This is a genomic window from Komagataeibacter oboediens (assembly GCF_018491655.1).
In the GTDB taxonomy this organism is placed as follows: domain Bacteria; phylum Pseudomonadota; class Alphaproteobacteria; order Acetobacterales; family Acetobacteraceae; genus Komagataeibacter; species Komagataeibacter oboediens.
Genome location: NZ_JABLUU010000007.1, coordinates 56,861 through 81,593 on the forward strand (window position 1 = coordinate 56,861; position 24,733 = coordinate 81,593).

Genomic DNA, 24,733 nt, shown 5'->3' on the forward strand with positions numbered 1-24,733 from the left:
CTCCCGCCGGGGTCATGTAAACAGCACCGTGATGGCGATTTACGGGCAGGTTCTGCCCTTTTCGTGCCATAAAGCGTACCGCAGCGGTCCCCGGTTCAGGGATGGGCCGCGTGCAGTTCCTTCAGCCCCGACGGGACGGCAAACACGCTTTCATCCTGTGGCGTGCGCGTAACCGATGATGCTTCGACCATCACCTTGCCATCACGGATGACCTCCATCATCACGCCGTCATCGGTGTAGCAGATCTCGCTTGAACGCTGGTCGGTGTCCTGCGTCTGCCACAGGGCACAGGGTATTCCCGCAACCTTTGACACACCCGTGCGCAGCCATGTGCCCTGCGCGCGCTGGCCCATCTGCACATTGGCGGCACCCGGCGCCGGGATGACCGTCTTTATCTTCTGGCCCGGATTCACCACCGTCAGGGTCCCGGCATGATAGTCGGTAATCATGTAGGTGCTGGCATTGGCCGGGTCCACGCGCTGCATCATGCGGCTGGCGGACCAGCGCATGCGCTGGCTCATGACCTCGCTCGTGTCATGGGGGGGATAGATGGTGTAGGTCACATCCACATCGACCTGCGGGGTGACATAGGGGCTCTGGGGATCGGGATCGGCGGCGGAGGCATGGCCTGCGCCTGCCATTCCCGCCACCAGCAGACAGGCCGCCACTACCGTCCGGCGGCCGCCATGCGCATATCGTGTCACTTCCTGTAATCCTTGAAAAATTCGTACTGGGTCAAACGGCATCAGCCGCCCTTCCTGTCCGCATCCTTGCGGGCAGGCGGCGTGCCGGGCGGTGGCGGCGGATCGATCTTGCGGTATCCCTCCGGCGGCTGGAACATGCTGTCGGGAATGGGGCCGTACACCACCTTCGTCGCCTCCAGCCTGCCCTTCAGCCCGTCGCCATCCACGCCGATTTCCTGCAGCACCACGCCATCATCGGTCACGCAGGCCGTGGCACTGCCCTGATCCGTCGTGACGTCCCACTGCGTGCAGGCCACGCCAGCCACGGTGGAGCCACCCTTGCGCACGAAGGTCATGGACAGGTCGAGCAGGAAGGGATTGCGGATGCCATAACGGGCATCAAGCTGGCTGTACACCTTCTGCGGGTTGATGATGATCGTGACCTGGCGGCTCATGCGGTTGAGGATCGTCTCCCCCATGCCCTGTGGGCTGTCGATTCGCATCAGGCCACCGTTATAGGCGAACCATGTGCGCACGGCCTTGGGTTCGGGCACGCCGTCGGGCTGCACGTTATAGTCCACCTGCACGTCCCGGGTGGGGGTCAGCGGGGGATGAATGCTGCCCGGGTCCTCCGCCCGCGCGGGGGAAATGTCATGGCCGGACGCAATTCCCATGGCCACCGCCGTCATGCCCAGCCGCAGCGCACCCGCCCTTGTCCACTGCCATCGCGGGCGGGCCGTTCCATGCTTCATCATGTTTCCCCTTGCTCATCTGCCACGACGGAACCCTGCATGGCCGGTCATGTCAACCGCCCGCCCCGCATCACGAACGCAGGGTACGGATGGCGGCCTCCAGTTCCGTTACGCGATCATTTCCAATCCATGTCGCCTGTTCACGCACCGCATGGCCAAGCTGGCGCATGTAGTCGCGCGCCGGGATTTCCACCCCGCCAAAGCTGGCCAGGTGATCGGTACCGAACTGCGTATCCAGAACGCTGTATCCCCCCAGCCGCAGGCGCGCGACAAGATGGACAAGTGCGACCTTGGATGCATCGCGCATGCGGCTGAACATGCTTTCGCCAAAGAACGCCGCCCCGATCGCCACGCCATACAGACCGCCGACCAGCCTGCCGTCGTGGCGCACCTCCACGCTGTGGGCGTACCCCATGTCATGCAGCTGGCAGAACAGGGTGCGGATGCGTGGGCTGATCCATGTCGTCTCCCGCCCCGGTGCCGGTTCCGCGCAGCCATCCATGACGGCGGGGAAATCCTGATCTACCACCACGGCAAAGCGCGCCGACAGCACCGTGCGCATGAGCCTGCGGCTGACATGAAACCCGTCCAGCGGCAGGATACCGCGCATTTCGGGACAGAACCATTCCAGTTCATCCGACCTGGCGTCGGGCGCCATGGGAAACAGCCCCGCCATGTAGGCACGCAGCATAAGTTCCGGCGTAATGGGAACCGTCTCTTGACCCGTCATGTTCTTAGGATAACCCTTCCGCATGCTTTCATGGGCATAACGTCCCATCGCATGCCCCCGTTTGGCAGGAGAAACCACCCCATATGTCCGATACCCGTCCCCGCCTGTTACTGACCCAGCGCCAGACCGCACCGGTCATGCAGCGCATTGAACAGGATTTTAACATACCCGCCGTGCCGGAACGTCAACTGACAACGCGCGAACTGCTGGATACGGCACGTGCGTTCCAGCCACAGGCCATCCTGATTTCCACCGGCCTTCCGCTGCGTGGTGATGACGTGCTGCTGCTGCCCGACAGTGTGAAGGTCGTGGCCACCGTAAGCGTCGGCACGGACCATCTGGACATTCCCGCCCTGCATGCGCGTGGCATCGTGGTGACCAACACGCCCGACGTGCTGACTGAATGCAATGCGGACATGGCCATCCTGCTGATGCTGGCGGCGGCACGACGGGCGAGTGAGTATGGCGCGCTGATGCGCGAAGGCTGGGGCCGGTCGCTGGCCATGGACGAACTGCTGGGCACGCGCATAAGTGGCAAGCGGCTCGGGATTGTCGGCATGGGCCGCATTGGCCGGGCCGTGGCCAGGCGTGCGCGCGGCTTCGACATGGACGTGATGTATTCCAACCGCCGCCGCCTGCCTGCGGACCAGGAAGCCGGGGCGACCTATTTCAGCACCGTGACCGACATGCTGCCGCATTGCGACATCCTGAGCCTGCACATGCCAGCAAGCCCGGAAACCGATGGCATGATCAATGCGGACCTGCTGTCACGCCTGCCACGCGGGGCGATTTTCATCAATGCGGCGCGTGGGGCGCTGGTGGATGAAGATGCGCTGATCGATGCCCTGCGCAGCGGCCAGCTTGCTGCCGCCGGGCTGGATGTCTACCGCAACGAACCCAATCCCGACCCGCGCTTCCTTGAGCTGCCCAACGTCTTCCTGACCCCCCATGTGGGCAGTGCGACGGTGGAAACACGCACCGACATGGGCATGCTGGCGGTGGACAACGTTGTTGCGGTGCTGAATGGCCGCGACGCGCTGACGCCGGTCCGCGCCTGATGGCGACGCGACAGCGGAAAAGGACAGGGTCATGATCGGACTGCCCGGCGTTTTTGTGGTATTTGCGCTGATCACGCTGCTGCTGCAGTATCTTGTCCCCCGTTACCACGGAATACTGGATACGCTGCTGGGGTTTTACGCGCTGTTCGCGCTGGTGGCTGCGATCATCGAACTGCGCGCCCACCCGAACCCCGCGCCCGGCGTACCGGACAGATCATAAAGGCGCTTCCGGTGTGGCCTTTTCAAAAAAAGGCGGCACCGGAAGTCCCGTTCCCCTCAATCAGCTTTCGCGCATCTGCGCGGCCGCATGGGCCTTCAGGTCAATCGCGGTACGACGGACTTCGGGCCCGTATTCACGTTCCAGCCGACGGATGGTGAAATGCGCCTGCGCCACCGCGCGGTAATGCGACAGGAACGCGACATTCAGCGATGCCCCGCACAACGCACCGGCCACCGGCATCATCTGCAACGCGAATTTACGTGACAGGCCCAGCCCGTAATGGGTCGCGACCTCACTGACCAGCATGACGACCGGGCGACCACGCAGCATGGCGCGGGCGGAGAAATAGCCCAGTTCGTTATCTTCTCCCTGCCCCTGTCCCTTTGACGCGCCAAAGGGGAAGGCACGCAGCGCGAACACTTCCAGACAGGCGGCGCGCGCCTCCTCCTGTGACAGGTCTTCACCCTGTTCGCGTGCGATGCGGGCGATTTCACGCATGATGGTCAGGGTGGTGAAACTGACATCCGCCATAAGCCCGGGCAGGCCGGTAAAGCCACCCACGGCCCCCGACACCGTAACGGCGGCCTTCAGCGCCGGGTCACGCCAGGCCGCCCCGTCATCAGGGGTGGCCGATACGTCACGGGGGCGGTCCATGCCCACAACCGCCAGGTCAAAGGCGCGGCGGATGGCGGTTTCCGCTGTCGCCTGCAGCCGTGCCTGCAGCGCCGGGGCCAGACCCAGCGTGCGCATGCCCAGCATGGCCGCCTGCCCCACGGCCCCGCCCATAAGGTCAGCAAGGCGCACCAGCACGCCGCGCCCTGACTCGACCCGTTCCAGCGCCTGCTGGAGTTCAGTGATACACGCGCTGTCCAGCGTCAGCGGCGCCAGTTCGTTTGAGGAACCTGCACTCATTACAATGCCCTTCGCCTGATCTTCCGTACCTTACGGACTGGTGCGCCCTGCCCGGCCATGATGGCCGGGCACGGGCAACCGCCCGCAACACCCATGCGGCAGTTCCCACCGTTTCAGCACCATGATGCGGTTCTTGCAACGTGCATCACCATGCCCACAGCCATGAAACGTGGCATGGGGCCTAGCTGTTCCAGCCGCCCATCCGGCACAGATGGCGCCAGTGCGCATCCGAAACCGGCACGACAGACAGCCGCGACTGCCGGATCAGCGCCAGATCCGCAAGGTCCGGGTCGGCCTTCATTGCCGCCAGCGTGACCGGTTGCGGCATGGGACCGATGGCACGCACGTCAACACAGACCCATTTGCCATCCGCCGCCGTAGGATCGGGATAGGCGTCCCGCGCCACCTCGACCACGCCCACGATCTCCCGGCCCACGTTGGAGTGATAGAAAAACGCCCGGTCCCCCACCTTCATGGCCGCGAGGTTTTTCTTCGCCTGGTGGTTGCGCACGCCGGTCCACGGTTCAATGCCGTTTTTCACCTGCTCGGACCATGAAAAGGCATCCGGTTCGGACTTGATCAGCCAGTACGCCATGACCGTTTTTTTACTCCACCCGAAGCCCATCACGAAAAACTGAACGGAACGGACGGATCACCACGCTCTCGAACAGGTCAACCTTTGCGTACGGGTCTTCCACCGCGAATCCTTCCGCCGCAGCACGGTCAGCCACATCCACCACCAGCAGGCTGCCACAGGGGCGGTTTTCCGCGTCCAGCAGCGGACCGCCATGAACAATGTGGCGCTTCCACCGTTCCAGATAGGCCAGGTGACGTTCGCGTGTTGCCTTGCGGGTTTCAAGACTGGCGGGCTTGTCGGTACAAATGATCGCAAACAGCATGTTTTCTCCTCCTGCGGGCCGACCGTACCATGATGGGACAGGACTGGCCGTGTCTTTTTTAACGCGATAGTGTAGAGCAGGAAAACGCAAGCCCCCACCCACACCGGGGGGATGCCACGAATTTCTTGACCGTTTTCATCGCAGGGACAGGTGCCCCGGGCACGGATGGATCAACCTTGAACGCAACGCAGAGCCTTACCGCACGAACCGGTAACCTTTTTCACCGTTACGCCAATCCCGGCCGTTTCCTGCGCATGGGGGCGAAGCTGCAGCCATGGCTGACATGGCCCGCGCTGGTGCTGTCCGCCGCCGGAATCATATGGGGACTGTTCTTCTCCCCCGCCGACTGGCAGCAGGGTGACAGCGTGCGCATTATGTACGTGCATGTGCCGACCGCGTGGCTGGCCTCGTCCGGTTACATGGGGCTGGCGGTGTGTTCGCTGCTGTCACTGGTCTGGCGGCACCCGCTGGCGGATCTGGCTGCGGTGGAAATCGGGCCGGTGGGTGCCGCCATCACCGCGGTCTGCCTTGCCACCGGTTCGCTGTGGGGCAAGCCGATGTGGGGCACGTGGTGGGTATGGGATGCCCGCCTGACATCCGTTCTGGTGCTGTTTTTCCTGTATCTGGGCCATATCGCGCTGATCCGTGCGTTCGATGAACCACAGCGTGGCTACCGCGCCGCCGCCATACTGGGGCTGGCGGGCGCGGTCGACCTGCCGATCATCAAGTTCAGCGTACAGTGGTGGAACACCCTGCACCAGCCCGACAGCATCACGGTTACGGGGGCACCGACCATGTCCACCTCCATGCTGTGGCCGCTGGGCCTGACCACACTGGGCTTTACGCTGGGGTTTGGCGCGATCGTGCTGGCCCGCCTGCGCGCATCGGTCATGGAAAGCCGTATCCGCACGATCCTGGCCGCCAGCCGTGGCCGCCAGTCCACCAGTCCCGCACCCCAGCCTGACAGTGCCGCCGTATGACCCATCTGCCCTATATCCTGGCCGCCTATGGCCTGACGCTTGGCGTTGCGACGGTCCTGTCCGTCAATGCCGCCGTCCGCCTGCGCAGGGCGCGCAGGCGCCTGTCCGCCATTGAACAGCCCCGGACACGCCAGCCGTCATGACCCGCAAGAGCCGACGCCTGTGGCTGGTGGTGGCATGCATGATTGGACTTGGGTCCGCTGCCGCCCTCACCCTTAACGCCTTTTCATCCAATATCGTCTTTTTCATGGCCCCGTCGCAGGTCCAGGCCAAGCCGCCGCCGGCTGACCGCACCATCCGCCTTGGCGGCATGGTCGTGGCTGGCAGCGTGCGCCGTGAAAAGGTAAAGGATTCGCCTGTCGCCATATTCGACGTGACCGACGGGCAGGCCGCCGTGACCGTGCGGTATGAAGGCATCCTGCCCGACCTGTTCCGCGAGGGGCAGAGCGTGGTTGCCGTGGGCACCGTCAGCCCCGACGGCACTTTCCGCGCCAGCGAGGTACTGGCCAAGCATGACGAAACCTACATGCCCAAGGAAGTGGCCGAAGAATTACGCCGCAGCGGCAAGTGGGACCCCCGTTTCGGCAAGGCCCCCGACGCGGCAAGCTGGAACACCATGACGGCGTCCGACCCGAAAAAACCGGCCACCCCGACACCTGACGGAAACTGACATCCGCAATGAACCCGGAACTTGGAAATTTTGCACTGGCGCTGGCATGCTGCATGGCCGCCGGACAGGCCATCCTGCCCCTGATCGGGGCCAACCGGCGTGATGCGCGCCTGATGGCGCTGGCGCCTGCGCTGGCGGTGGGGCAGATGATCGCGCTGATCACCTCCTTTGCGTGCTTGATCCACGCAGCCATCACAAATGACTTTTCGGTGCAGAACGTGGCCGCCAACAGCGCGGTCAGCAAGCCGCTGCTGTACAAGATCACCGGCGTATGGGGCAATCATGAGGGATCGGTCCTGCTGTGGGCGATGATCCTGTCGATCTGCGGTGGCGCCGTAGCACTGTTCGGCCGCAACCTGCCATCCGCACTGCAGGCGCGCGTGATCGCGGTGCTGGGTGGGGTCGCGGCGGGCTTTGAACTGTTCTGCCTGACCACGTCCAACCCGTTCGCGCGCGTATGGCCTGCGCCGCTGGATGGACAGGGCATGAACCCGCTGCTGCAGGACCCCGGCCTCGCGTTCCATCCGCCCATTCTCTACACTGGTTATGTCGGCTTTGCCGTACCGTTCGCATTCGCCATCGCCGCCCTGATCGAGGGCCGGGTGGATGCGGCATGGGGGCGGTGGGTACGCCCATGGGCGGTGGCAGCATGGTGCTTCCTGACCTGCGGCATCGCCATGGGGTCGTGGTGGTCTTACTACGTGCTGGGCTGGGGTGGATACTGGTTCTGGGACCCGGTGGAGAACGCCTCGCTGATCCCGTGGCTGACGGGCACCGCGCTGGTTCATTCCGCCATTGTGGTGGAAAAGCGTGAGGCGCTGAAGATCTGGACCGTCCTGCTGGCCATTGGCACGTTCTCGTTCTCGCTGTCCGGCACGTTCCTTGTGCGGTCGGGCATCCTCAATTCCGTGCATGCCTTCGCCAATGACCCGGCGCGTGGCGTGTTCATCCTTGGCCTGCTCGCACTTGTCATTGGCGGGTCGCTGCTGCTGTTCGCCATCCGCGCGCCGCAACTGACCACGGGGGGGCTGTTTTCGCCCGTATCGCGTGAGGGGCTGCTGGTCCTGAACAACATCCTGCTGTGTTCGATCTGCGCGGTGGTGCTGACGGGCACGATGTACCCGCCCTTCATGTCGCTGCTGTTCGGCAAGACGATTTCGGTTGGCAAGCCGTTCTTTGACGCCACCACCATTCCGCTGGCCATACCGCTCATGGTGTTCATGGGGTTTGGCCCGATGGTGCCGTGGAAGCGGGCACAGATGTGGCCGGTGCTGCGCCGCCTGTGGTGGGCGGCCTGCGTTGCGCTGGTGGCGCTGGTTGTCGCGACCTTCCGCATGCGTGACATCCTGCCGGTGCTGGCGACCGCAACCGCCGTGTGGGTGATCTGTTCCAGCATCGCCGATATTGCCGAGCGACTGCGCCTGTTTCGCCAGCCGCTGGGGCAGAGCTGGCAGCGCGCCCGCAGCCTGCCGCGCGCAGTGTTCGGCGCGGCACTGGCCCATGCGGGCGTTGGCATCGTGGTGCTGGGCATTGCCGGCATGTCGCAGGCGGCCCACCGCATTGTGGAAGTGCATGTAGGCGAGAGCGAGATGCTGGCCGGTGACAGCTGGACCCTGACCGACGTGCATCCGGCGGAAGGCCCGAACTACAGCGCGCTGGTCGCCACCATCGAGGTCCGCCACAATGGCCGGCTGGTCACCACGCTTCACCCCTCCAAGCGCACATTCGCCAGCCAGCACCAGACCACGACGGAAGTCGCGATCCATACCAACCTGATGGCCGACATCTATGGCGTGCTGGGCGACAAACATGGGGATGACGCCAACCCGACCTACGTGCTGCGCCTGCATTACAACCCGCTGGCACCGTGGATGTGGCTGGGCGGGCTGATCATGGCCTTTGGCGGGGCACTGTCGCTGTCCGACCGGCGCGTACGCGTCGGTGCGCCACGCCGGGCGAAAACCGTTGACGTGGTGGTGGTGCAATGAGCGGCCAGCCGTCTTCCCCCACCCGTCGCCGCCTGCTGATGGCGGCTCCGCTGGTTGTCGCCGGCGGGGTGGGCGTGGGATTCTGGCGCATGCTGTCGGGCATGACAAAGGGATCGTTCGACCCGCATGACATCCATGCCCCGGCGCTGAACCGCCCGGTGCCGGATTTCGCCCTGCCGGACCAGGCACCGGGACAGGGCTTTTCCGCGCAGGACCTGCGTGCGCTGAAATCCCCGGTTCTGGTGAACTATTTTGCGTCATGGTGCATTCCATGCGTTGCCGAAATGCCGGTGCTGAACGCGCTGAAGGAACGGCTGCCGATATGGGGCATTGCCTACAAGGACAAGCCCGAGCACGCGCTGGGCTTCGTGCAGCGCGCGGGGAATCCCTATGCCCGTATTGCCGCCGACCGTGACGGGCTGGCGGCAATTGACTGGGGCGTGTCCGGCGTGCCGGAAACCTTCCTGATCGGCCCGGGCGGCGTGATCCGCTGGCATACGGCCTCACCCATTACCGAAACCATGATTACCAGTACGATCATGCCGCTGGCGGACAGCCTGAAGCCATGAAGACACATTCCCTGCGCCATGGGGGCGTGATCGCCCTGCTGGTCTGCCTGCTGTCCGCCCCGCTTGTAGCCATGGCGGTGGACGACCCGTCGGAAATGCTGCCCGACCCGGCGCAGGAACAGCGCGCCGAGGCCATCGGGTCACAGTTGCGCTGCCTTGTGTGCCAGAACGAGTCGATCGAGGACAGCAGCGCCGACCTGGCCCGTGACCTGCGCCATGTCGTGCGTGAACACGTGGCCAGGGGCGAAAGCAACCGGCAGATCATGGACTGGATGGTCAATCGCTATGGCAACTTTATCCGCCTCAGGCCACCGCTGACCGTTGGCACGCTGCTGCTGTGGATCATGCCGCTTCTGGCCCTGTGCATTGGCATCGGCGTGGCGTGGTGGACATTCCGCAGGCCCCGCACGGTGACGCCCACGCCCCTGACGGACGAGGAACGCCGCCGTCTGTCCGACCTGACCGAAACACGCTGAGAGTCACATGATCTGGATTGGTATCTGCCTGCTTGGCGTGATCGCACTGCTGCCCGCGCTGATCTCGTTCCGTCGCACCACCCTGCTGCGTGATGAACGCGAGACGGCGCTTGTCCTGCATCAGGCGCAGCTTGCGGAACTGGAACGCGATCTGGTCGAGGGCATGATCGCGCCCTCCGAACATGACAGCGCGCGGCTGGAAATCCAGCGCCGCCTGCTGGGCACGGACATGCTGCCTGCCTTCGTCGCGGGTCAGGGGGCGTCCACCGGGGGCATTACCGCAGCGCTGATCGCGCTGCCGGTTGCCGCCGTCGGGCTGTATCTGACGGTCGGGCATCCGTCGCTTCCGGCCCAGCCGCTGGCCCCACGCCTTGTGGCCCTGCAGCATGAAGACCACCGCAATGACGCGATCATCGACCGCCTGCGCGACCAGCTGAAACAGATCCCCGCCGGTGACCCCAGCCTGTTCCAGGGCTACGTGCTGCTGGGCCAGGCCGAAGCCGGGCGTGACCACTATGCCGCTGCGGCGCAGGCATGGCGCAGCGCCATAGAGCAGCGTTTCGACCCCGAAGTCGCCGCCCGCGCGGCAGAAGCGCAGATGATGGCCGATGGCGGCCATATCTCGCCCGAGACGGCGGACCTGTACCGCCGCGCGCTGGATGCGGCACCGCCCGATGCACCGTGGCGCATGACGGTGCAGCAGCGGATTGCGCAGTCCGAACATCAATAACGCGCTATCCCGGCATCCGTCCGGGCGTTTTGGGCTTGCCAGTTTCATGGCGTTGGGCGGAAACTGATGTCATGAGCAAGGACAACACCCCCTCCCCCGCCCCTGTCGCCGATACGGCGCAGGACGAAGCGGCCAAGGAAGCCGCGCTACTGAAACAGCCTGCCGAGGCGGATGAAGTCGGTGGCCCCAAGGGGCCTGAACCGACCCGTTATGGTGACTGGACGGTCAAGGGACGGTGCGTGGATTTCTGAGAAAGCATCTCAAAATACTCCACCGATAAAAATGAAAAGTTTCTGGTGGTCGCCTTTTTCAAAAGGGCAGCGTTCTTCGAAGCTTTTTGAAAAAAGCTTCACCAGAAACTTCTTACAGTCCCTGATCCATTCCCGGCGTGGCGATCAGCCGATTTCGTTTGGCAGCGGACCACGACCGAAGGACGTCTGTCGCGCGCGGTGCCCCGGCGGCGGCACGTTACATGAAATCAGGTAGATCCCCGCAACGAACACAAGCTGCGACAGGGAATTGAACCACAGCGCCAGTTCATATGCCCGGTCCGCCGTAACGGCCTGATAGAAGGCATAGGCCGCGAACGGAATGGAAATGGGCCGCATGCCCGCCAGCATGACGCGCAGCGGATTCTGGTATCCCGGTTTTACCAGCCTGCGCATGCGGTGGATGCCGATATAGAAAATCACCTCGAAAAACCAGCCGAGCACGTTTGTAATCAGGTTATCCAGCGTCATGCCCTCCAGCACCAGCAGGGCGGAAATGGACGCAGCCGACAGCACGATGGACCCGACCTGAAAGCTCATGCCCATTTCCATGGCCGTCAGGCGTTCAGGCAGGGCATCGGCAAAAGGCTGGAAAACCCGGTCCAGCAGCCAGGCGTCAAACTGGTTGACGCGATTACCAAATGACATGACAGTTCCCAGTATCCTCATATCGATCGTGGCGCAGGCGCATCCGCCGTTCCATCACGCGCCACAGGCGGCAGTGACCACCGCATCGGGATATACCCCCGCCATTCCGGCCACCGCGGTATTGCTGAGCATGACGATGCTCATGCCACGCGCACGATCCACCACCCATTGATGCCCGTACACGCCCCCCCATGTAAAACTGCCGGGGCTGAGGGGCGTACGCGCCACCGCCGGGTCCGCTATGATCGCCGCCCCATAACCGAAGCGCCGTCCCCTCGCCAGTGGCCCCATATCAATATCGCCAATCGCGTTCCTGCCAAACAGCATGGCGGACGCGGGGGACAGCATCCCTTCACCACCAATGCGCACCGCTTCGAGGAATGCGAGGAACTCCGCAGCCGTCCCTACCATGCCCGCGCCGCCGGATGGATAGGACGCGGGATTGGGGATGCGGTCGGGGGCGAAGCGGATTTCCCCCACCCCGCCGCCAGGCAGCAGGCGCGGCAGGGCATATTCCGCCCCCATGCGGATTGGAACCGGCCGGGCATCGGCATAACAGGTGGCAGGGGACTGCAATGGCGTCAGCATGAAACCGCTATCCCGCCACCCCAGCGGCGTGCCGACATACCGCCGCACCGCTGCAGGCAACGACAGGCCGCATGCCTTTTCAATCACCCCGCCCATCACATCCAGTCCCAGCGAATAGGCCCATCCCTGCCCCGGCGCGAAGATCAGCCGCGTTGACGCCAGTCGGGCCAGATTGTCCGCCAGCGACAGTCCCGGTTCCGCAATGCCGTCAGATACACCCACGCGGGTATAGGGATTGTCATCACGCGGAAACGAAAATCCATAGCTCAGACCACTGGTATGGGTCAGCAACTGGTGCAGCGTGATTTCGCACGCACGCCCATCGGGCATGGCGGGACGGAAATGCGGCAGGTACCGCGTAACGGCGGCATGCAGGTCCAGCAGCCCTTCCTCCGCCATGGCCAGGGCGACGGCGGTCACCACCGGCTTGGTCAGGGATGCAAGGCGGAACAGGGTATCGACCTGCATCGGCAGGCCGCCTTCCCGGTCGGCCTGACCCGCGGCTTCCGCCACCACGACCTCTCCATCCACCGCCACCATGACCACGGCACCGACCAGACGGGACGTCTCAACAGCTGCATCCATGACCTGACGGATACGTTCGCGCATATGGGCCTTATCCACCGAGACATGGGACATGGTTCGATCCTTATAAGGGAGGGTTATGACAGGCAGGGGCCGCATGAACTGGTCGCCATGACCAAAGCAGCGTAGTCTGGAGATATGATAGCACGCCTGTTTTCCAAAACATTATGCCTCTCCCTCCTGTTATGTGGCAGTTGCCTGGTACCGTCCATGGCCCGCGCGGTGTCCCCCGCTTCCGCCACCGTCCAGCCTGAAACGCCGTTGCAGGCCACCCTGCCCAACGGACTGCGCGTGGTAATCGTGCCCGACCGGCTGGCCCCGGTTGTCAGCACCGAAATCAACTATCTGGTGGGGTCCGCTGCTGCACCCGCGGGCTTTCCCGGCACTGCGCATGCATTGGAACACATGATGTTCCGTGGCAGCAAGGGGCTGGACCGTGACCAGATGGCGGCCATCGGCGCGCGACTGGGGGGTGATTACAATGCGGATACCACGGAAAACGTAACGCAGTTCTTTTATACCGCACCTGTGGACAACCTTGATGTCCTGCTGCGTATCGAAGCCCTGCGCATGAATGGCCTGACCCTTGCAGCCGATGACTGGACGCACGAACGCGGCGCGATCGAGCAGGAAGTCTCCCGCGATCTGTCCAGCCCCGGCTATGTCTATCTGTCGCGGCTGCAGTCCATCCTGTTCGCCGGTACGCCCTATGAGCATGACGCGCTGGGCAGCCGTCCATCCTTTGACAGGACGGATACGGCCCTGTTGCGCCGCTTTTACCGGCAGTGGTACGCGCCCAACAACGCCATCCTTGTCATTGCAGGTGACGTGGATCCCGCGCGCACGCTGGCGATGGTGCGCGAAACCTTTGGCGCGATCCCCGCGCGCAGGCTGCCGGCCCGTCCGGAAATCCACCCGGGTCCCGTTCATGCGCAGACCCTGCAGTTCCCGACCGATTACCCGGTAGGCCTTGTGGCCATCGCCAGTCGCATGCCGGGCCAGAGCAGCCATGATTATGCCACCGCACGCATCCTGTCCGACGTGTTGTGCAGCCAGCGTGGCGCGTTGTACGACCTGGTGCCACAGGGGCGTGCGCTGCTGTCGAGCTTCGATTTCGTGACCAAGGCGGATGCCGGCATTGGTATTGCGATCGCAGCCTTCCCCAAGGGGACCAGCCCCGCCCCGCTGGAGGCGCGCATGCGCGACATCCTGCGTACCTTGCGTGAAAACGGTGTGCCATCAGATCTGGTCGATGCAGCCAGACGCAAGGAACTGGCGCAGCTGGGCTTTGCCGCCAACAGCATTTCCGGCCTTGCGGAAAGCTGGTCGGAGGCACAGGCCATAATGGGCCTGCAGTCGCCCGATGATGAAGCTGCCGCCTTTGCCGCCGTCACACCCGAAGACGTCAACCGCCTTGCGCGTGAGGTGCTGGACCCGCAACAGGCCATTACCGCCATCCTGACCCCGCGCGATGGCGGCCATCCTGTCGCGGACAAGGGATTTGGCGGCGCGGAATCTTTCGCCAGCACACCGGACCATCCCGTCACCCTGCCCCGCTGGGCCAATGACAGCCTGCTGGCCCTGCGCCCGCCCGAAACATCGGTCCAGCCAGCGCAGTACACCCTGCCCAATGGCCTGCACCTGATCGTGCGTCCGGCATCCGTCAGCCATACCATCAACGTGTATGGCACCATCCGCCAGAACGAGGACATGCAGGAACCACCCGGCAAGGAAGGCATTGCCGACATTACGGATGAACTGTTCCGTTATGGCAGCACGACGCACGACCGCGTCGGACTGCAGAAGGCGCTGGACGATATTGCCGCGACCGAAAGTGCCGGATCCGATTTCAGCCTGAACGTGCTGACGCCTGACTTTGACCGGGGGCTGGACCTGCTGGCGGAAAATGAACTGCATCCCGCCCTGCCCGAACAGGGGTTCAGGGTCGTGCGCGGCAATACGGCGGCATCCCTGTCCGGCCTGCTGCATTCACCCGAATACCTGTTCCAGCGCGCCATGCAGGGCGCGGTATCCCCTGCGGGCGACCCGTCATTGCGGCAGGCGCGGCCGGAAGGGGTGATGAAACTGACGCTGGCGGACTGCCGTGCCTTCTGGAAAGCGGCCTACAGGCCGGACCTGACCACCATCGTCATTACCGGCGATATTACGCCCGCTGCCGCCTACCGCGCGGTCTCGCGCACATTCGGCGCATGGCGGGCCAGTGGCCCGACACCCGTGGTTGACCTGCCCCCCCGGCCCGACAGCCATACCAGCGTGATGAAGGTGCCCGACCCGTCCAGCACGCAGGCTACTGTCTCGCTGCCAGAAAGCCTGTCGCTGAACGTGTCCGATCCTGACCATTTCGCGCTCAACCTTGGTAATGAAATCCTTGGGTCCGGCTTTTCATCGCGCCTGTATCGCGACCTGCGGGTGCGCAGCGGCTATGTCTATACCGTACGCAGCCATCTGACATGGAAACGCCACCGCAGCGCCTACAGCATTTCCTTTGGCGCGGACCCTGACAAGGTCGCGGCGGCGCGCAATGCCGCCATCCATGACATTACCGCCATGCAGGAACAGCCCGTCAGTGAAGATGAGCTGGCCATGGCGCGCGCGGGCATGCTGCGCGGGCTGGCCCTGCAATCCGCCAGCCTGGACACCATTGCGGCAACTTACCTGCATTTCAGTGATCTTGGCCTGCCACTGGACCAGAACGACATTGCGGCCCGGGCCTATTACACGCTGGATGCCATCGCGATACGCGACGCATTTCGCAAATGGATACGTCCCGCCGACCTGGCTGAAATCATCAAGGGACCGCCTGACGCGCCATAATGCCACGAACCGGCCCAAAACATGGACGGGGCGGGTTGGCCTGCCCCGATCTTCAGGTTATGAACCAGATAGGATAAATTCGACGTAGATGACCTCTTGTTACAGTTTGCTGAAATTTTATTTCAAGACAGAATAAAACCGGTTTCAAAAGGAATTTTCAGTCATGGATACCCCCGCAACGCAGGATGAAGTCGTTGGCACATGGTTATCCATTTCGCATCGGTTCTATATTTCCTATGTTTCGCAAAAAGACGAATGGCATATCTTCCGTGTGACCGTAAAACACATCCTGACCATGTTCGGGATCAGGCCATCACGGCAGGCACGGACATCGTGTGGCGATTTTTATGTCAAAGACAATGAACTGAAAGACATGACGGACAAACAGTTTGTCCGTCACATCATGCACCTGTCCGACAAGGCCTCCTATCAGGAATACGGCCTGCGTTGACCTGCCTGACAGACGGATATGTCACCCGTTGCGATGCTGACGGAAAACAATAAAGGGTCCGCTGAAAACGTCCGGAATATGTGCAGGACGTTTTGCAGACAGACCCTTCAGACAGTCCCCTAATGGGACGGGGCGTAATGGATCATGAAGATCCCATGCACTTCATCCCAGCTTCCGGAGCGGGAATATCCCCCCTCCAGTCCCATGCGCCATCCGGGTGTCAACTGGTAGATCATGCGCGCCTGTACGTTCCCCGCCAGACCGCCAGTCGACAGCCCGGCATAGGTCTGGTGCCCCTGAACACCACGTCCCCCCAGCGGAAAGATCGCGGTCGGGTCCTGCGTATAATGCTGGTAGCCTGCTTCCCCCCTGAACATCCATGACCACCGGCCGGAATGTCCGTCATAAGTCACCGGCACCAGCGCCGCCATGAAGGCGCGGGGGGAGAAGTATCCCCCCTGTCCCCACGTGAAATAATACGTGTTTCGCTTGTAACCGAAATAGACCAGATCAAGCCCGAGCCGCAGGTGCTGGGTATCGCGCCCCTTCCATATCTGCGCCGATCCGCCTGCCCCGGCTTCCGCTTCATGGTTGGCGACCGTGTTGGTTCCCTTCATGACGGCATAGCCGCCACCGGCATAGACATTATAGGCCTGCGTGCCCCATTCCAGCTGGCCATGCCCCCGGTTGCGGGTCACACCACCCCAGACCTGTCCCGTGCCCGGATCACGCGCCCCGGCATAGGACAGCAGGCTGTCGATCACGGCGCGCCGTTCCCCCGTCACGCGCAGGGTCAGGTTACGCGTCAGTTGCGGAGCCAGTTCGATCCCGCCCACCACGTTTGACGTGGTAAAGCCCAGCGGGGTCGAGCCGACGTCCGCCGTCACCCAGTCATATTTGTAGCGCACCCCCACCGCGACACCCCCAACGGCGCCGGGCATATGGAAACCGGGCCGCACGCCATTCGCCGCCACCGTTCCATATTGCTGCGCGTTGGCTGGCTGCGCCAGCGCATTACCCGACAGCAGCACGCTGGGCATGATGGAAAAGGATACCGTCTGGCGGGTGGACGATAACGGGATCGTGGCCGTCATCGGAATATTGATCGATGTCAGGTGACCCAGCCCGCTCTGCCCGGAACGGTCGCGGATCTCGACATTGCCATCCGCCTGTGGCGCAAGGGCGCGGGACAGGTAGCCTGCCTGCCGGTCCAGTGTCTGCACCGGTGTCAGTCGCGGATCATAGGTATAGGTTTCGGGCATGGTCACGCCGGACCCGACAACAAAGGGAAGGCTGGCATCGGGCCGTTCATCACGTGCGCGCGTGCGTCCCTCCGCACAGCCGGGGTCAAGGCGCATGGCGGAATTCATCTGTTCCTCCAGCGAGGCGGAGGTTGCGCAGTCCAGCATGCGGGCATGGCGCAGGTCACCCAGCTGCCGCCGTTCCCGCCCGGCATGACCGTCCAGTTCCGCCTGGATTTCCCACGTATCACCCCATTTCGGGTGATGATCCATAAGGGATGCGGCCATGTCACGCGCGACATGATCCTGCCCCACGGCCAGTGCGTCGCGGGCAACGGTGGCCTGCACCACCCTGTCATCCGGCTGCAGATGCAGGGCCCGCATGTCGAAATCCAGCGCCTGCCGCGAATGGTGACGGACATTTTCCACCCGTCCCCGCGCCAGCAGAAGCGCCACGGAATCCGGGTCCTGCGCCAGTAACGGATCAATGACCTTTTCAGCCAGGTCGGGCTGGCCGGCCACGTCGTACTGGTCCGCACGGGCAACGACAATGCTTTCTCGTATCTGCTTGCGGGCGTCACGCTGCTGCGGTGTCAGATCCAGACCTTCTGCATCCAGTCGGTCCATGACACGCTGCGCGGCAGAAGGATCACCCAGTTGCACGAACGTTCCGCCACACGCCAGCGCCTGATCCACCCCCAGCGTACCGCCCGCCTGCATCATGGCCCGGTCCAGCACCGCCATGGCCTGGGCATTCGACGCATGGCGGCGCAGCATGGCATCCACGACCATCTGTCCACGCATGCCATCGGGATCGGGGGCGACCGGCATGTCCTGCAGCATCGCCACGGCCTGTGCATCATTGGCAGGCAGCGCCTGAAGCCGTTTCCACAATGTCACCAGCGCCACGCCACGCGCCATATCGGGGGTTATGGCGGCGGGGGGCATATGCGCCAGCAGCGCTGCAGCCCCGGACATGTCATGTGTCTGCATGGCGAACGCGAAACAGGCCTGAAGCGCATCCGTGCGTCGAGACGCAGTATCACAGAAATGCTGCATCAATGTCTGGGCGCGATCCGTCTGGCCCAGCGCCACCAGCGCCTGGGCCAGATGCAGGTGATCCCAGCCGTTATCCGGCAACTGCCGCAACGCCTGTTCCAGCAGGGTCGCGCGCAGGCGCGGGTCGGTTGTCGCCTGTGCGCGGGCCTGCAGCAGCAGTCCCTCCAGCACGGGCAGGCCCGCGTAATGCACGGCGCGCAGCCTGTTGATCTGCCGTGCCGCTTCCCCCAGCCTGCCTTCACGGATCAGGATGCCCGCAAGCCCGGCTTCGGCCGAAGGGTTGCCCGGCGAGAGGCGCAACAGGTCCGTCCAGGCCACTTTTGCGGCCGGCCAGTCGTGCCGCGCTTCCAGTATGATGGCACGGACCTGAACGGTATCGGCAATCCGGCCGTGCCTTTTTTCAATTTCTTGCAGCAGGGTCCATGCACGGTCGTATTCACGGTGCGACACCAGTTGCCACATCTGTGGCAGCGCCGGGTCATTTTCCGGAGCGTCAAGGGCCACAAGCGCACTGTGGATTTCGACATTGGCCGGATCCAGCGCCACGGCCTGCGTCAGCAGCGCCCGGGCCTTTGTCATGTCTCCACGCCGTTGCGCGACAAGGCCCAGCCCCTCGGTCGCGGCAGCGCGGACGGATGGCTCATCCACACAGTCCTGAAACGCGGCTTCCGCCTGCTCCAGATCGTTATGCGCCAGCGCCGTAAACCCCGTATTGACCCGCTGCATGCGCTCAATCTGCTGCATGCGCTGGCTGATCACCGTGTCATCGGGGTGAATGTCCAGCCATGCCCGGTAATAGGGCGCGGCCTGCGGGTCCACCCCCATCCAGTCCAGCGTCCTGCGCCATACCTGAACCGCTTCATCACGGATCCGGGACGACGTATCGGGCGATGTTGCAAGCGCACGCATGTCGGCAAGTGCTTCAGGGCGGGAAACGGGCCGGTATCCCAGCGACTGATCCAGGGCGATGCGGGCTTCCATATCGTGCGGCCCGATTGACAGCAGGGTTCTCAGCCGCCGAACGGCATCGTCATATCCCAGTGGCGCCCCCGACAGGACGCGGTCATATTCCACCTCCAGCGCGGGGGGCAGCAAAGGCTGAGGAAACAGGGCACGATACTGGAACATCGCCTGCGTGGCATGCCCGGCGTCCGCCGTGGCGCGCGCATGCGCAAGGGCTGCCCTGTCGACCGGTGGCTGCGCGATCCACTGCCGCAGGGCCGCGATCTGTTCGGTGGACCCATGCGCGTTTTCAAGCCTGAGCAGGGTCTGGCGCGCGGCTGCGGGGTCGCCCTGATGCGCCTGTACCGCACCCAGCATCAGCAGGGCCTCGATATTGTCCGACTGGATCTGCAACGCACGCTGCAGGGCATGCAGGGCGTGCGTGTCCTCGTCATGGTTGATCCAGAAATACCCTTCCTCGATCTGCTGGTTGACGATCCCCTCGGCATAGCTGACTGACGGAGGCACAGCGGCCCGTGCCGCCCCCGCCGTCCCCAGCATGCCAATCGCGCCCGCCAGCATGATGCGCCTGCACGCCGCCACAAGGCTGGTGCCAGAAGAAAGAAACTGCCGGTACGGCACGGATGGGTCAGGGTGCATTGATCGATTTTTCTGTTACAGATTGCCGGTCAGGTCATCATTGAGAACCCGCCTACGGCTGCGCGCGCGCAGCACGGACATGGCGCAGGACGTACCCGCGACGCTGCCGATGACACCCAGCAGGTACAAAAGGAACGGATGTCCACCCAGATACCAGTCGGGCCACATCCACGCCGGCATGTACCCCTCCGTATAGGCGCTGGAGGTGCGGTAATTATCCAGCCGCGCCCCGTGCCGTACCACCATGTCCCCCTGGAAACGTTCGCCCTGGGCCGGGTCGCGCAGGTCCCTCGCCATGGCCGACAGCGCATCGGGTGTCGCACCCAGCAGCGCCACGACCGAGTGGTGCGGCGCGAATGGCGACTGCGCTGCGACCAGCGCCCCTTCATCCAGACTGCCCGGCGGATTGGCCGCCCCCATCCCGACCAGATGGCGCACCCATTGCCCTGCCTTCACGCTCCATGTCCCGCCGGTACGGTAACCGGCCCGCGCCAGCGCCTGCGCCGCCGCGCCAAGCTGGTCAAAGGGCGAGATGACCAGCAGGTCCCCGGCCTGTTTTCCCCCTGCGTGCATGTCCGTCGTATCGACATGCAGGCCGGTGACCGGATACTGGTCCACAGCCCCAAGGAAGCCCATGAGGTCCAGAAAGGCGCCCTGCGTTGCGGGTGCCGGGTCCGGCGGCAGCAGGACGGTCGTCTGCGACAGATCCGCCATGCGCGAAAACGGAAAGCCCGACATGGCGAACAGCTTCACACTGGGCAGGACCGCCAGATGCCGTGATGCCGACAGGTCGATTGTCGAGGACGGATCAAGCCCGACCTCACTGACGGCAGGCCCCTCTCCCCCGCCGTTCCGGGCGCGGACATTAAAATAGACCGACAGGACATTCTGTTCCTTCAGCACCCATGACGGCAGTTCCACATCATGTTCAACCAGCCCGTCATGCCTGCCGAACGGATTGAGCGACCATGAAACCAGCGGATAGGAATGGAGGAACATGCCGTTGAGCATGACATCCACCTCGGAATGGTGACGATCCACCAGCGCGCCGGGCGGCGCCCTGACCCGCAGGCGCGCGATAAAAGGTTTCGAACGCCATGTATGCAGGTCGGGCGGCACGGCAAACGGAATATCGACCACCATGGGCTCAAGCCCGGCCCGGTGCAGCTGCGTATCAGGCAGCAGGTCGCCAAGGCGCACCGGATGATCCGTCGGCAGAAGGCCCGGGGCGTCATACGGCCTGCGCGCAGGGGGCGTCACGTCGGGCGCTGTAGCCTGCGTGCCATCAACCTGAAGCTGTGGCGCGCCCATAACCAGCGCGCGCGCCGCCGTGGCCACATCCGTATCCGTGCGTCCGCTGACCACCAGCACGGTGCCGAACACGTCATGCGGATTGGGGATTTCAGCCACGACCGGTCCCGCAGGCATGTTCCCCCACGGCCCCGGCAGTCCGACCCCGACCGCAATGGCATTGCCCGGCCCGGACAGTGCGGGCGCAACCGCGAAGTGGATACGCCGGTCATGCAGCTTCATGCCCAGCCATGAAGCAACCATGCCGGCCGCCGCCTGCACCTGCGTGCTGGTGGTGGGCTTCAGCACGAAGGTCACGGGAGCTGTTCCCGCCATGCCACGATCCACCAGCGGATATGGCAGGGCGGACAGCAGCCGGTGCGGCATCAGCTGGACCGTTGTAAATGACAGCGTGGACTCCGGATCAATGACGACCTCCAACCCCGTCGCCTTCATGGGCAGGCCCACATCCGCAGGCGGCTGCGCATCAGGGCCACATGCGCTGGCCGGGAAGGTGGCGCCCGCCCCCTGTCGCGCGACAAGGCGGAAATTGAAGCGGTTGCGCGTATCGAACAGCAGCGGACTGACCGGCAGGTCCACAGGCCCGAACCGGCCATTACCCGGCGTGCAGACAACACCCACAGGCTGGTCATTCAGCATGACGGCAATCGCCGCCTGCCCTGTCGTCGGCGGCAGACTGACGCTGCCGAACAGGCTGAGCCGTGCGCTGCGGATGATCTTGTCCCGGCCTACATCCGCGTCCATCCCGTATATCGGGGCCATGGCGCGCAGCAGCATCGGCTGGAACTGGCCCAACTGGGTAAAGGTCCGGCTGACCGTTACCGGTGTCCGGGACACATGCGCCGCGTCGGCCTGTGTCATGTGTTCATCATCAAACACCGCAACGGCATTATCCGCGTCCCTGTCCGCAACAGGGGTGTCCGCGTCAGTTGCCACGGCGGAGGGGGCCGCCGGAACCTGCGCCCATGCCGTCATGCCCGTTGCCAGTACCAGGCACAGCGCCATGAGCCCGGTTGCCGCCCCGCGCGGGCGGCGGGTCGGCTGTATGACAAGGCGTTCCTTGGGCAGGACGGCTTCCTTTTCCCTGCCCGTCACGCCCGGGGTGGATGCCGGGGTCTTTTTCGTTTCCCCATCCCGGGGGGATGGCAGGAACAGCGCAAGGATGCTGAGCAGGACGGTATAAAAACTCCGTACCGGGTTGTCGGGCGGGAAATCAGACCATTGCGCCCAGGCATCGTCCCGGCCGAAAACCAGTTCCACGACCTGTTCTTCCTGTGCCAGCCCGTCTATCGCCCATTTCAGGTGCACGGTGCTGTCCGTCCGCGCGATGACAACCGCGCGCACGGCCGCGGAACAACCAGCCAGCGTCCAGCTGACGGTCACGCCATGCCCGACCGGAAACCGGTCCGCCGCATGCAGGCTGACACAGCATCCCCCCATGGACACGTCACGGGTATGACAGGCGAACTGCTGGTGATCATCGGTAGCCAGATGCACGGGCAGCTTCGCCTGCACGCGATGACAGGTGCGCCGCTGCCGGGTTTCCCGTGCCACTGCGATCGAACCCATGACAATGGTCAGGCTGAACAGGATCCACAGGCTGTTCATGGCCATGGCGCGGAACACCAGCGTTTCGTGATAATGCACGCACGCCGACCACACCCCCATGCCCAGCCCCGTCATCAGCGCCATGGCGATGATGATGTTGGGATAGACCGCACGCCAGTCGAAATACCCGTGTTCCAGCAGGCCGCCCTTGTCGGTGACGTTGAACTTGCCCTTGTGCGGCGCGATCAGGGTAATGAAGGTCATGCGCACCAGAAAGGGCGCCAGCACGGTTTCGTACAGCTCGCTCCAGAATGAATACCGCCACCGCCCCTGCAGGCGGGACATGGTCATGGTCGTATGGAACAGATGCGGCAGGGCATAGACCGCGAGTTCGTACGGTGACGCCGCGATCATGGTCACGCCCAGAAACAGGTACCCCAGCGGCGCCAGCAGGAACAAAAGGCGCGATACCGAAAACAGGTAATGCGTGGCGGCCGCGAAATAGCATATCCGCTGTGTCAGCTTCAGCCCCGGCCCGGTCAGGGGATTGTCGATACGCAGCATCTGGAACATGCCACGCGCCCAGCGCATGCGCTGCCCGATCTGCATGCCCAGGGTTTCCGTCTCCAGTCCCGCCGCCATCGGTTCACGCAGATAGGCCGATCCCCACCCCTGGCGCTGCATGCGCAGGGCGGTGTGGGCGTCCTCGGTCACCGTTTCGGTAGCGAACCCGTTGATCGACATGATGGCCTTGCGCCGCAGCACCGCGCACGACCCGCAGAAAAATGTCGCGTTCCAGTAATCGTTCCCGTCCTGAAGCAGCCCGTAGAACAGGTTCGTCTCGGGCGGGATTTCGCGCCCACGGCTCATGTTGCGCTGGAACGGATCGGGCGAATAGAAATGATGGGGCGTCTGCAGCAGCGCAAGGTTGGGGTCCGCCACCATCCACCCGATCGTCTTTTTCAGGAAGCTGCGGACCGGCACGTGATCACAGTCGAAAATGGCGATCAGGTCGCCCGTCGTGATCTCCAGCGCATGGTTCAGGTTGCCGGCCTTCGCATGGTTGTTGTGCATGCGGGTGATGTAGCCGGCACCGGACTGGTGCGCGAAATCCCTGAACGCGGCACGCCTGCCGTCATCAAGAATATAGACATTCAGCTTGTCCGCCGGCCAGTCCAGCGCAAGGCAGCCCAGCACCGTGGTGCGGACAATGGACAGGTCCTCGTTATAGGTCGGGACATAGACATCGATCACCGGCCAGTGCGACGTGTCCTCCGGCAGGGGATGAACCGTCCGCCGCAGCGGCCACGCAAGCTGGAAATAGGTCAGGCCGACGCGGATGGTCGTATAGATTTCCCCCAGCGCAAGCGCCAGGACCATGATGGTCTGCAACACACCGGAAAAATCGAGCGTCGAGGTAAAACGCCACACCAGATACCGGGTGGAAACAAAAATGGACAGGAACATGAGGAAACAGCGCGACCAGCGTTCATGATGCCGCCGCACGAGGAAAAACAGCACGACACCCCCAATCGCGACGAATAACTGCCGGTCGGTTGGCAGATACGTCAGACTGGAGACAAGCAGTAAAACAACAAACACAAGCGCCAGAAGGCCTGTGTATACTGATTTTTTATTAACCATTACCGATCATTCACTAATAAAATCAGATTTATTAATTTTATTATTGATTTTTATCTTTTTTTCATTCCAGCGGGGGCATCTGAAATCTGTCCTGTCCGTTTAATTGACCTCACTGTTTTGTCAATATCTTTAAAAAAAACAGACAATATTGATGCCATAATTGTGGAATCTACCCATTATGAAGGATAATATTCCTAATATATTCTATTTTATCCTCTTTCCTCTGGTATCAGGATGCATCTTATACATATCCCTGATGCATACGCATGCCATCGTACGACCGGG

Annotated in this window: 22 protein-coding genes; 12 read left to right on the forward strand and 10 right to left on the reverse strand. The window is 63.4% G+C overall.

What is annotated here, in order from left to right; all coding sequences use genetic code 11:
* Positions 1 to 95 precede the first annotated feature (95 nt).
* The 3 genes from HNO79_RS08020 to aat all read right to left on the reverse strand — a co-directional run bounded on the left by HNO79_RS08020 (position 96) and on the right by aat (position 2,165).
* Complete coding sequence (locus tag HNO79_RS08020) at positions 96 to 704, reverse strand: DUF4412 domain-containing protein (RefSeq protein ID WP_048856421.1); 609 nt, start codon at positions 702 to 704, stop codon at positions 96 to 98.
* 41 nt (positions 705 to 745) lie between these two features.
* Entirely contained in the window at positions 746 to 1,438 is a 693-nt protein-coding gene (locus tag HNO79_RS08025; protein WP_010513109.1) for a hypothetical protein, read from the reverse strand.
* Between the two features lie 67 nt (positions 1,439 to 1,505).
* Complete coding sequence (gene aat, locus HNO79_RS08030; RefSeq protein WP_214165169.1) at positions 1,506 to 2,165, reverse strand: leucyl/phenylalanyl-tRNA--protein transferase; 660 nt, start codon at positions 2,163 to 2,165, stop codon at positions 1,506 to 1,508.
* A gap of 83 nt (positions 2,166 to 2,248) precedes the next feature.
* Between aat and HNO79_RS08035 the strand changes: the two genes are divergently transcribed.
* Both HNO79_RS08035 and HNO79_RS08040 read left to right on the forward strand, forming a co-directional pair.
* A complete protein-coding gene (locus tag HNO79_RS08035) occupies positions 2,249 to 3,223 on the forward strand; it encodes a 2-hydroxyacid dehydrogenase (protein WP_010513111.1) in 975 nt (324 codons plus the stop codon).
* A 31-nt stretch (positions 3,224 to 3,254) separates the two neighbouring features.
* Complete coding sequence (locus HNO79_RS08040; RefSeq protein ID WP_010513112.1) at positions 3,255 to 3,443, forward strand: hypothetical protein; 189 nt, start codon at positions 3,255 to 3,257, stop codon at positions 3,441 to 3,443.
* Between the two features lie 60 nt (positions 3,444 to 3,503).
* On the opposite strand, the gene HNO79_RS08045 is transcribed toward HNO79_RS08040, so the two are convergent.
* The 3 genes from HNO79_RS08045 to HNO79_RS08055 all read right to left on the reverse strand — a co-directional run bounded on the left by HNO79_RS08045 (position 3,504) and on the right by HNO79_RS08055 (position 5,254).
* Positions 3,504 to 4,355 (reverse strand): EcsC family protein, encoded by an 852-nt coding sequence (locus tag HNO79_RS08045; protein WP_010513113.1) that lies wholly within the window; start codon positions 4,353 to 4,355, stop codon positions 3,504 to 3,506.
* 181 nt (positions 4,356 to 4,536) lie between these two features.
* Positions 4,537 to 4,950 carry an EVE domain-containing protein gene (locus HNO79_RS08050; RefSeq protein ID WP_048856423.1) on the reverse strand — a complete coding sequence of 138 codons (414 nt, stop codon included), beginning with the start codon at positions 4,948 to 4,950 and terminating at the stop codon, positions 4,537 to 4,539.
* A 10-nt stretch (positions 4,951 to 4,960) separates the two neighbouring features.
* The gene (locus HNO79_RS08055; protein ID WP_010513116.1) at positions 4,961 to 5,254 is read right to left on the reverse strand and encodes a YciI family protein; all 294 of its coding nucleotides are present in this window, start codon (positions 5,252 to 5,254) and stop codon (positions 4,961 to 4,963) included.
* A gap of 176 nt (positions 5,255 to 5,430) precedes the next feature.
* On the opposite strand from HNO79_RS08055, the gene HNO79_RS08060 reads away from it, so the two are divergent.
* The 8 genes from HNO79_RS08060 to HNO79_RS08095 all read left to right on the forward strand — a co-directional run bounded on the left by HNO79_RS08060 (position 5,431) and on the right by HNO79_RS08095 (position 10,918).
* Positions 5,431 to 6,234, forward strand: a complete 804-nt coding sequence (locus tag HNO79_RS08060) for a heme ABC transporter permease (protein ID WP_048856424.1) — start codon at positions 5,431 to 5,433, stop codon at positions 6,232 to 6,234.
* A complete protein-coding gene (ccmD, locus tag HNO79_RS08065) occupies positions 6,231 to 6,377 on the forward strand; it encodes a heme exporter protein CcmD (protein ID WP_010513118.1) in 147 nt (48 codons plus the stop codon). Before HNO79_RS08060 ends, ccmD begins: the two co-directional genes overlap by 4 nt.
* On the forward strand, positions 6,374 to 6,904 hold the full coding sequence (gene ccmE / locus HNO79_RS08070; RefSeq protein WP_010513119.1) for a cytochrome c maturation protein CcmE: 531 nt from the start codon (positions 6,374 to 6,376) through the stop codon (positions 6,902 to 6,904). The genes ccmD and ccmE overlap by 4 nt, the downstream gene beginning before the upstream one ends.
* 8 nt (positions 6,905 to 6,912) lie before the next feature.
* Entirely contained in the window at positions 6,913 to 8,892 is a 1,980-nt protein-coding gene (locus HNO79_RS08075; RefSeq protein WP_200409653.1) for a heme lyase CcmF/NrfE family subunit, read from the forward strand.
* Positions 8,889 to 9,461 (forward strand): DsbE family thiol:disulfide interchange protein, encoded by a 573-nt coding sequence (locus HNO79_RS08080; protein ID WP_039734855.1) that lies wholly within the window; start codon positions 8,889 to 8,891, stop codon positions 9,459 to 9,461. Before HNO79_RS08075 ends, HNO79_RS08080 begins: the two co-directional genes overlap by 4 nt.
* A complete protein-coding gene (locus HNO79_RS08085) occupies positions 9,458 to 9,937 on the forward strand; it encodes a cytochrome c-type biogenesis protein (protein ID WP_010513122.1) in 480 nt (159 codons plus the stop codon). The genes HNO79_RS08080 and HNO79_RS08085 overlap by 4 nt, the downstream gene beginning before the upstream one ends.
* Before the next feature lie 7 nt (positions 9,938 to 9,944).
* Positions 9,945 to 10,667, forward strand: a complete 723-nt coding sequence (gene ccmI / locus HNO79_RS08090) for a c-type cytochrome biogenesis protein CcmI (RefSeq protein WP_048856427.1) — start codon at positions 9,945 to 9,947, stop codon at positions 10,665 to 10,667.
* A gap of 71 nt (positions 10,668 to 10,738) precedes the next feature.
* Positions 10,739 to 10,918, forward strand: a complete 180-nt coding sequence (locus HNO79_RS08095; RefSeq protein ID WP_010513124.1) for a DUF1674 domain-containing protein — start codon at positions 10,739 to 10,741, stop codon at positions 10,916 to 10,918.
* A 144-nt stretch (positions 10,919 to 11,062) separates the two neighbouring features.
* Here the strand turns inward: HNO79_RS08095 and HNO79_RS08100 are convergent, their stop codons facing one another.
* The gene (locus tag HNO79_RS08100) at positions 11,063 to 11,584 is read right to left on the reverse strand and encodes a hypothetical protein (protein ID WP_039734914.1); all 522 of its coding nucleotides are present in this window, start codon (positions 11,582 to 11,584) and stop codon (positions 11,063 to 11,065) included.
* A 54-nt stretch (positions 11,585 to 11,638) separates the two neighbouring features.
* Positions 11,639 to 12,811 carry a serine hydrolase domain-containing protein gene (locus tag HNO79_RS08105; RefSeq protein ID WP_214165168.1) on the reverse strand — a complete coding sequence of 391 codons (1,173 nt, stop codon included), beginning with the start codon at positions 12,809 to 12,811 and terminating at the stop codon, positions 11,639 to 11,641.
* Positions 12,812 to 12,967: 156 nt separating this feature from the next.
* Between HNO79_RS08105 and HNO79_RS08110 the strand changes: the two genes are divergently transcribed.
* Positions 12,968 to 15,592: a M16 family metallopeptidase gene (locus HNO79_RS08110; protein ID WP_244987473.1), complete on the forward strand. Its 2,625-nt coding sequence runs from the start codon at positions 12,968 to 12,970 to the stop codon at positions 15,590 to 15,592.
* A 163-nt stretch (positions 15,593 to 15,755) separates the two neighbouring features.
* Entirely contained in the window at positions 15,756 to 16,043 is a 288-nt protein-coding gene (locus HNO79_RS08115) for a hypothetical protein (RefSeq protein WP_010513129.1), read from the forward strand.
* Positions 16,044 to 16,162: 119 nt separating this feature from the next.
* Here the strand turns inward: HNO79_RS08115 and HNO79_RS08120 are convergent, their stop codons facing one another.
* Both HNO79_RS08120 and bcsA read right to left on the reverse strand, forming a co-directional pair.
* Entirely contained in the window at positions 16,163 to 19,945 is a 3,783-nt protein-coding gene (locus HNO79_RS08120; RefSeq protein ID WP_214165167.1) for a cellulose synthase subunit BcsC-related outer membrane protein, read from the reverse strand.
* Between the two features lie 15 nt (positions 19,946 to 19,960).
* The gene (gene bcsA / locus HNO79_RS08125; protein ID WP_244987474.1) at positions 19,961 to 24,406 is read right to left on the reverse strand and encodes a UDP-forming cellulose synthase catalytic subunit; all 4,446 of its coding nucleotides are present in this window, start codon (positions 24,404 to 24,406) and stop codon (positions 19,961 to 19,963) included.
* Positions 24,407 to 24,733 lie beyond the last annotated feature (327 nt).

Excerpts from the sequence above, each read along its gene's own strand:
- ccmD (WP_010513118.1), top strand. The coding sequence starts at position 6,231 with ATGACCCATCTGCCCTATATCCTGGCCGCCTATGGCCTGACGCTTGGC.
- aat (WP_214165169.1), bottom strand. The coding sequence starts at position 2,165 with ATGACGGGTCAAGAGACGGTTCCCATTACGCCGGAACTTATGCTGCGT.
- HNO79_RS08055 (WP_010513116.1), bottom strand. The coding sequence starts at position 5,254 with ATGCTGTTTGCGATCATTTGTACCGACAAGCCCGCCAGTCTTGAAACC.
- HNO79_RS08110 (WP_244987473.1), top strand. The coding sequence starts at position 12,968 with ATGGCCCGCGCGGTGTCCCCCGCTTCCGCCACCGTCCAGCCTGAAACG.
- HNO79_RS08095 (WP_010513124.1), top strand. The coding sequence starts at position 10,739 with ATGAGCAAGGACAACACCCCCTCCCCCGCCCCTGTCGCCGATACGGCG.
- HNO79_RS08045 (WP_010513113.1), bottom strand. The coding sequence starts at position 4,355 with ATGAGTGCAGGTTCCTCAAACGAACTGGCGCCGCTGACGCTGGACAGC.
- HNO79_RS08085 (WP_010513122.1), top strand. The coding sequence starts at position 9,458 with ATGAAGACACATTCCCTGCGCCATGGGGGCGTGATCGCCCTGCTGGTC.
- ccmE (WP_010513119.1), top strand. The coding sequence starts at position 6,374 with ATGACCCGCAAGAGCCGACGCCTGTGGCTGGTGGTGGCATGCATGATT.
- HNO79_RS08105 (WP_214165168.1), bottom strand. The coding sequence starts at position 12,811 with ATGTCCCATGTCTCGGTGGATAAGGCCCATATGCGCGAACGTATCCGT.
- ccmI (WP_048856427.1), top strand. The coding sequence starts at position 9,945 with ATGATCTGGATTGGTATCTGCCTGCTTGGCGTGATCGCACTGCTGCCC.
- HNO79_RS08100 (WP_039734914.1), bottom strand. The coding sequence starts at position 11,584 with ATGTCATTTGGTAATCGCGTCAACCAGTTTGACGCCTGGCTGCTGGAC.
- HNO79_RS08120 (WP_214165167.1), bottom strand. The coding sequence starts at position 19,945 with ATGCACCCTGACCCATCCGTGCCGTACCGGCAGTTTCTTTCTTCTGGC.
- HNO79_RS08035 (WP_010513111.1), top strand. The coding sequence starts at position 2,249 with ATGTCCGATACCCGTCCCCGCCTGTTACTGACCCAGCGCCAGACCGCA.
- HNO79_RS08115 (WP_010513129.1), top strand. The coding sequence starts at position 15,756 with ATGGATACCCCCGCAACGCAGGATGAAGTCGTTGGCACATGGTTATCC.
- HNO79_RS08025 (WP_010513109.1), bottom strand. The coding sequence starts at position 1,438 with ATGATGAAGCATGGAACGGCCCGCCCGCGATGGCAGTGGACAAGGGCG.
- HNO79_RS08040 (WP_010513112.1), top strand. The coding sequence starts at position 3,255 with ATGATCGGACTGCCCGGCGTTTTTGTGGTATTTGCGCTGATCACGCTG.
- HNO79_RS08080 (WP_039734855.1), top strand. The coding sequence starts at position 8,889 with ATGAGCGGCCAGCCGTCTTCCCCCACCCGTCGCCGCCTGCTGATGGCG.
- HNO79_RS08075 (WP_200409653.1), top strand. The coding sequence starts at position 6,913 with ATGAACCCGGAACTTGGAAATTTTGCACTGGCGCTGGCATGCTGCATG.
- HNO79_RS08050 (WP_048856423.1), bottom strand. The coding sequence starts at position 4,950 with ATGGCGTACTGGCTGATCAAGTCCGAACCGGATGCCTTTTCATGGTCC.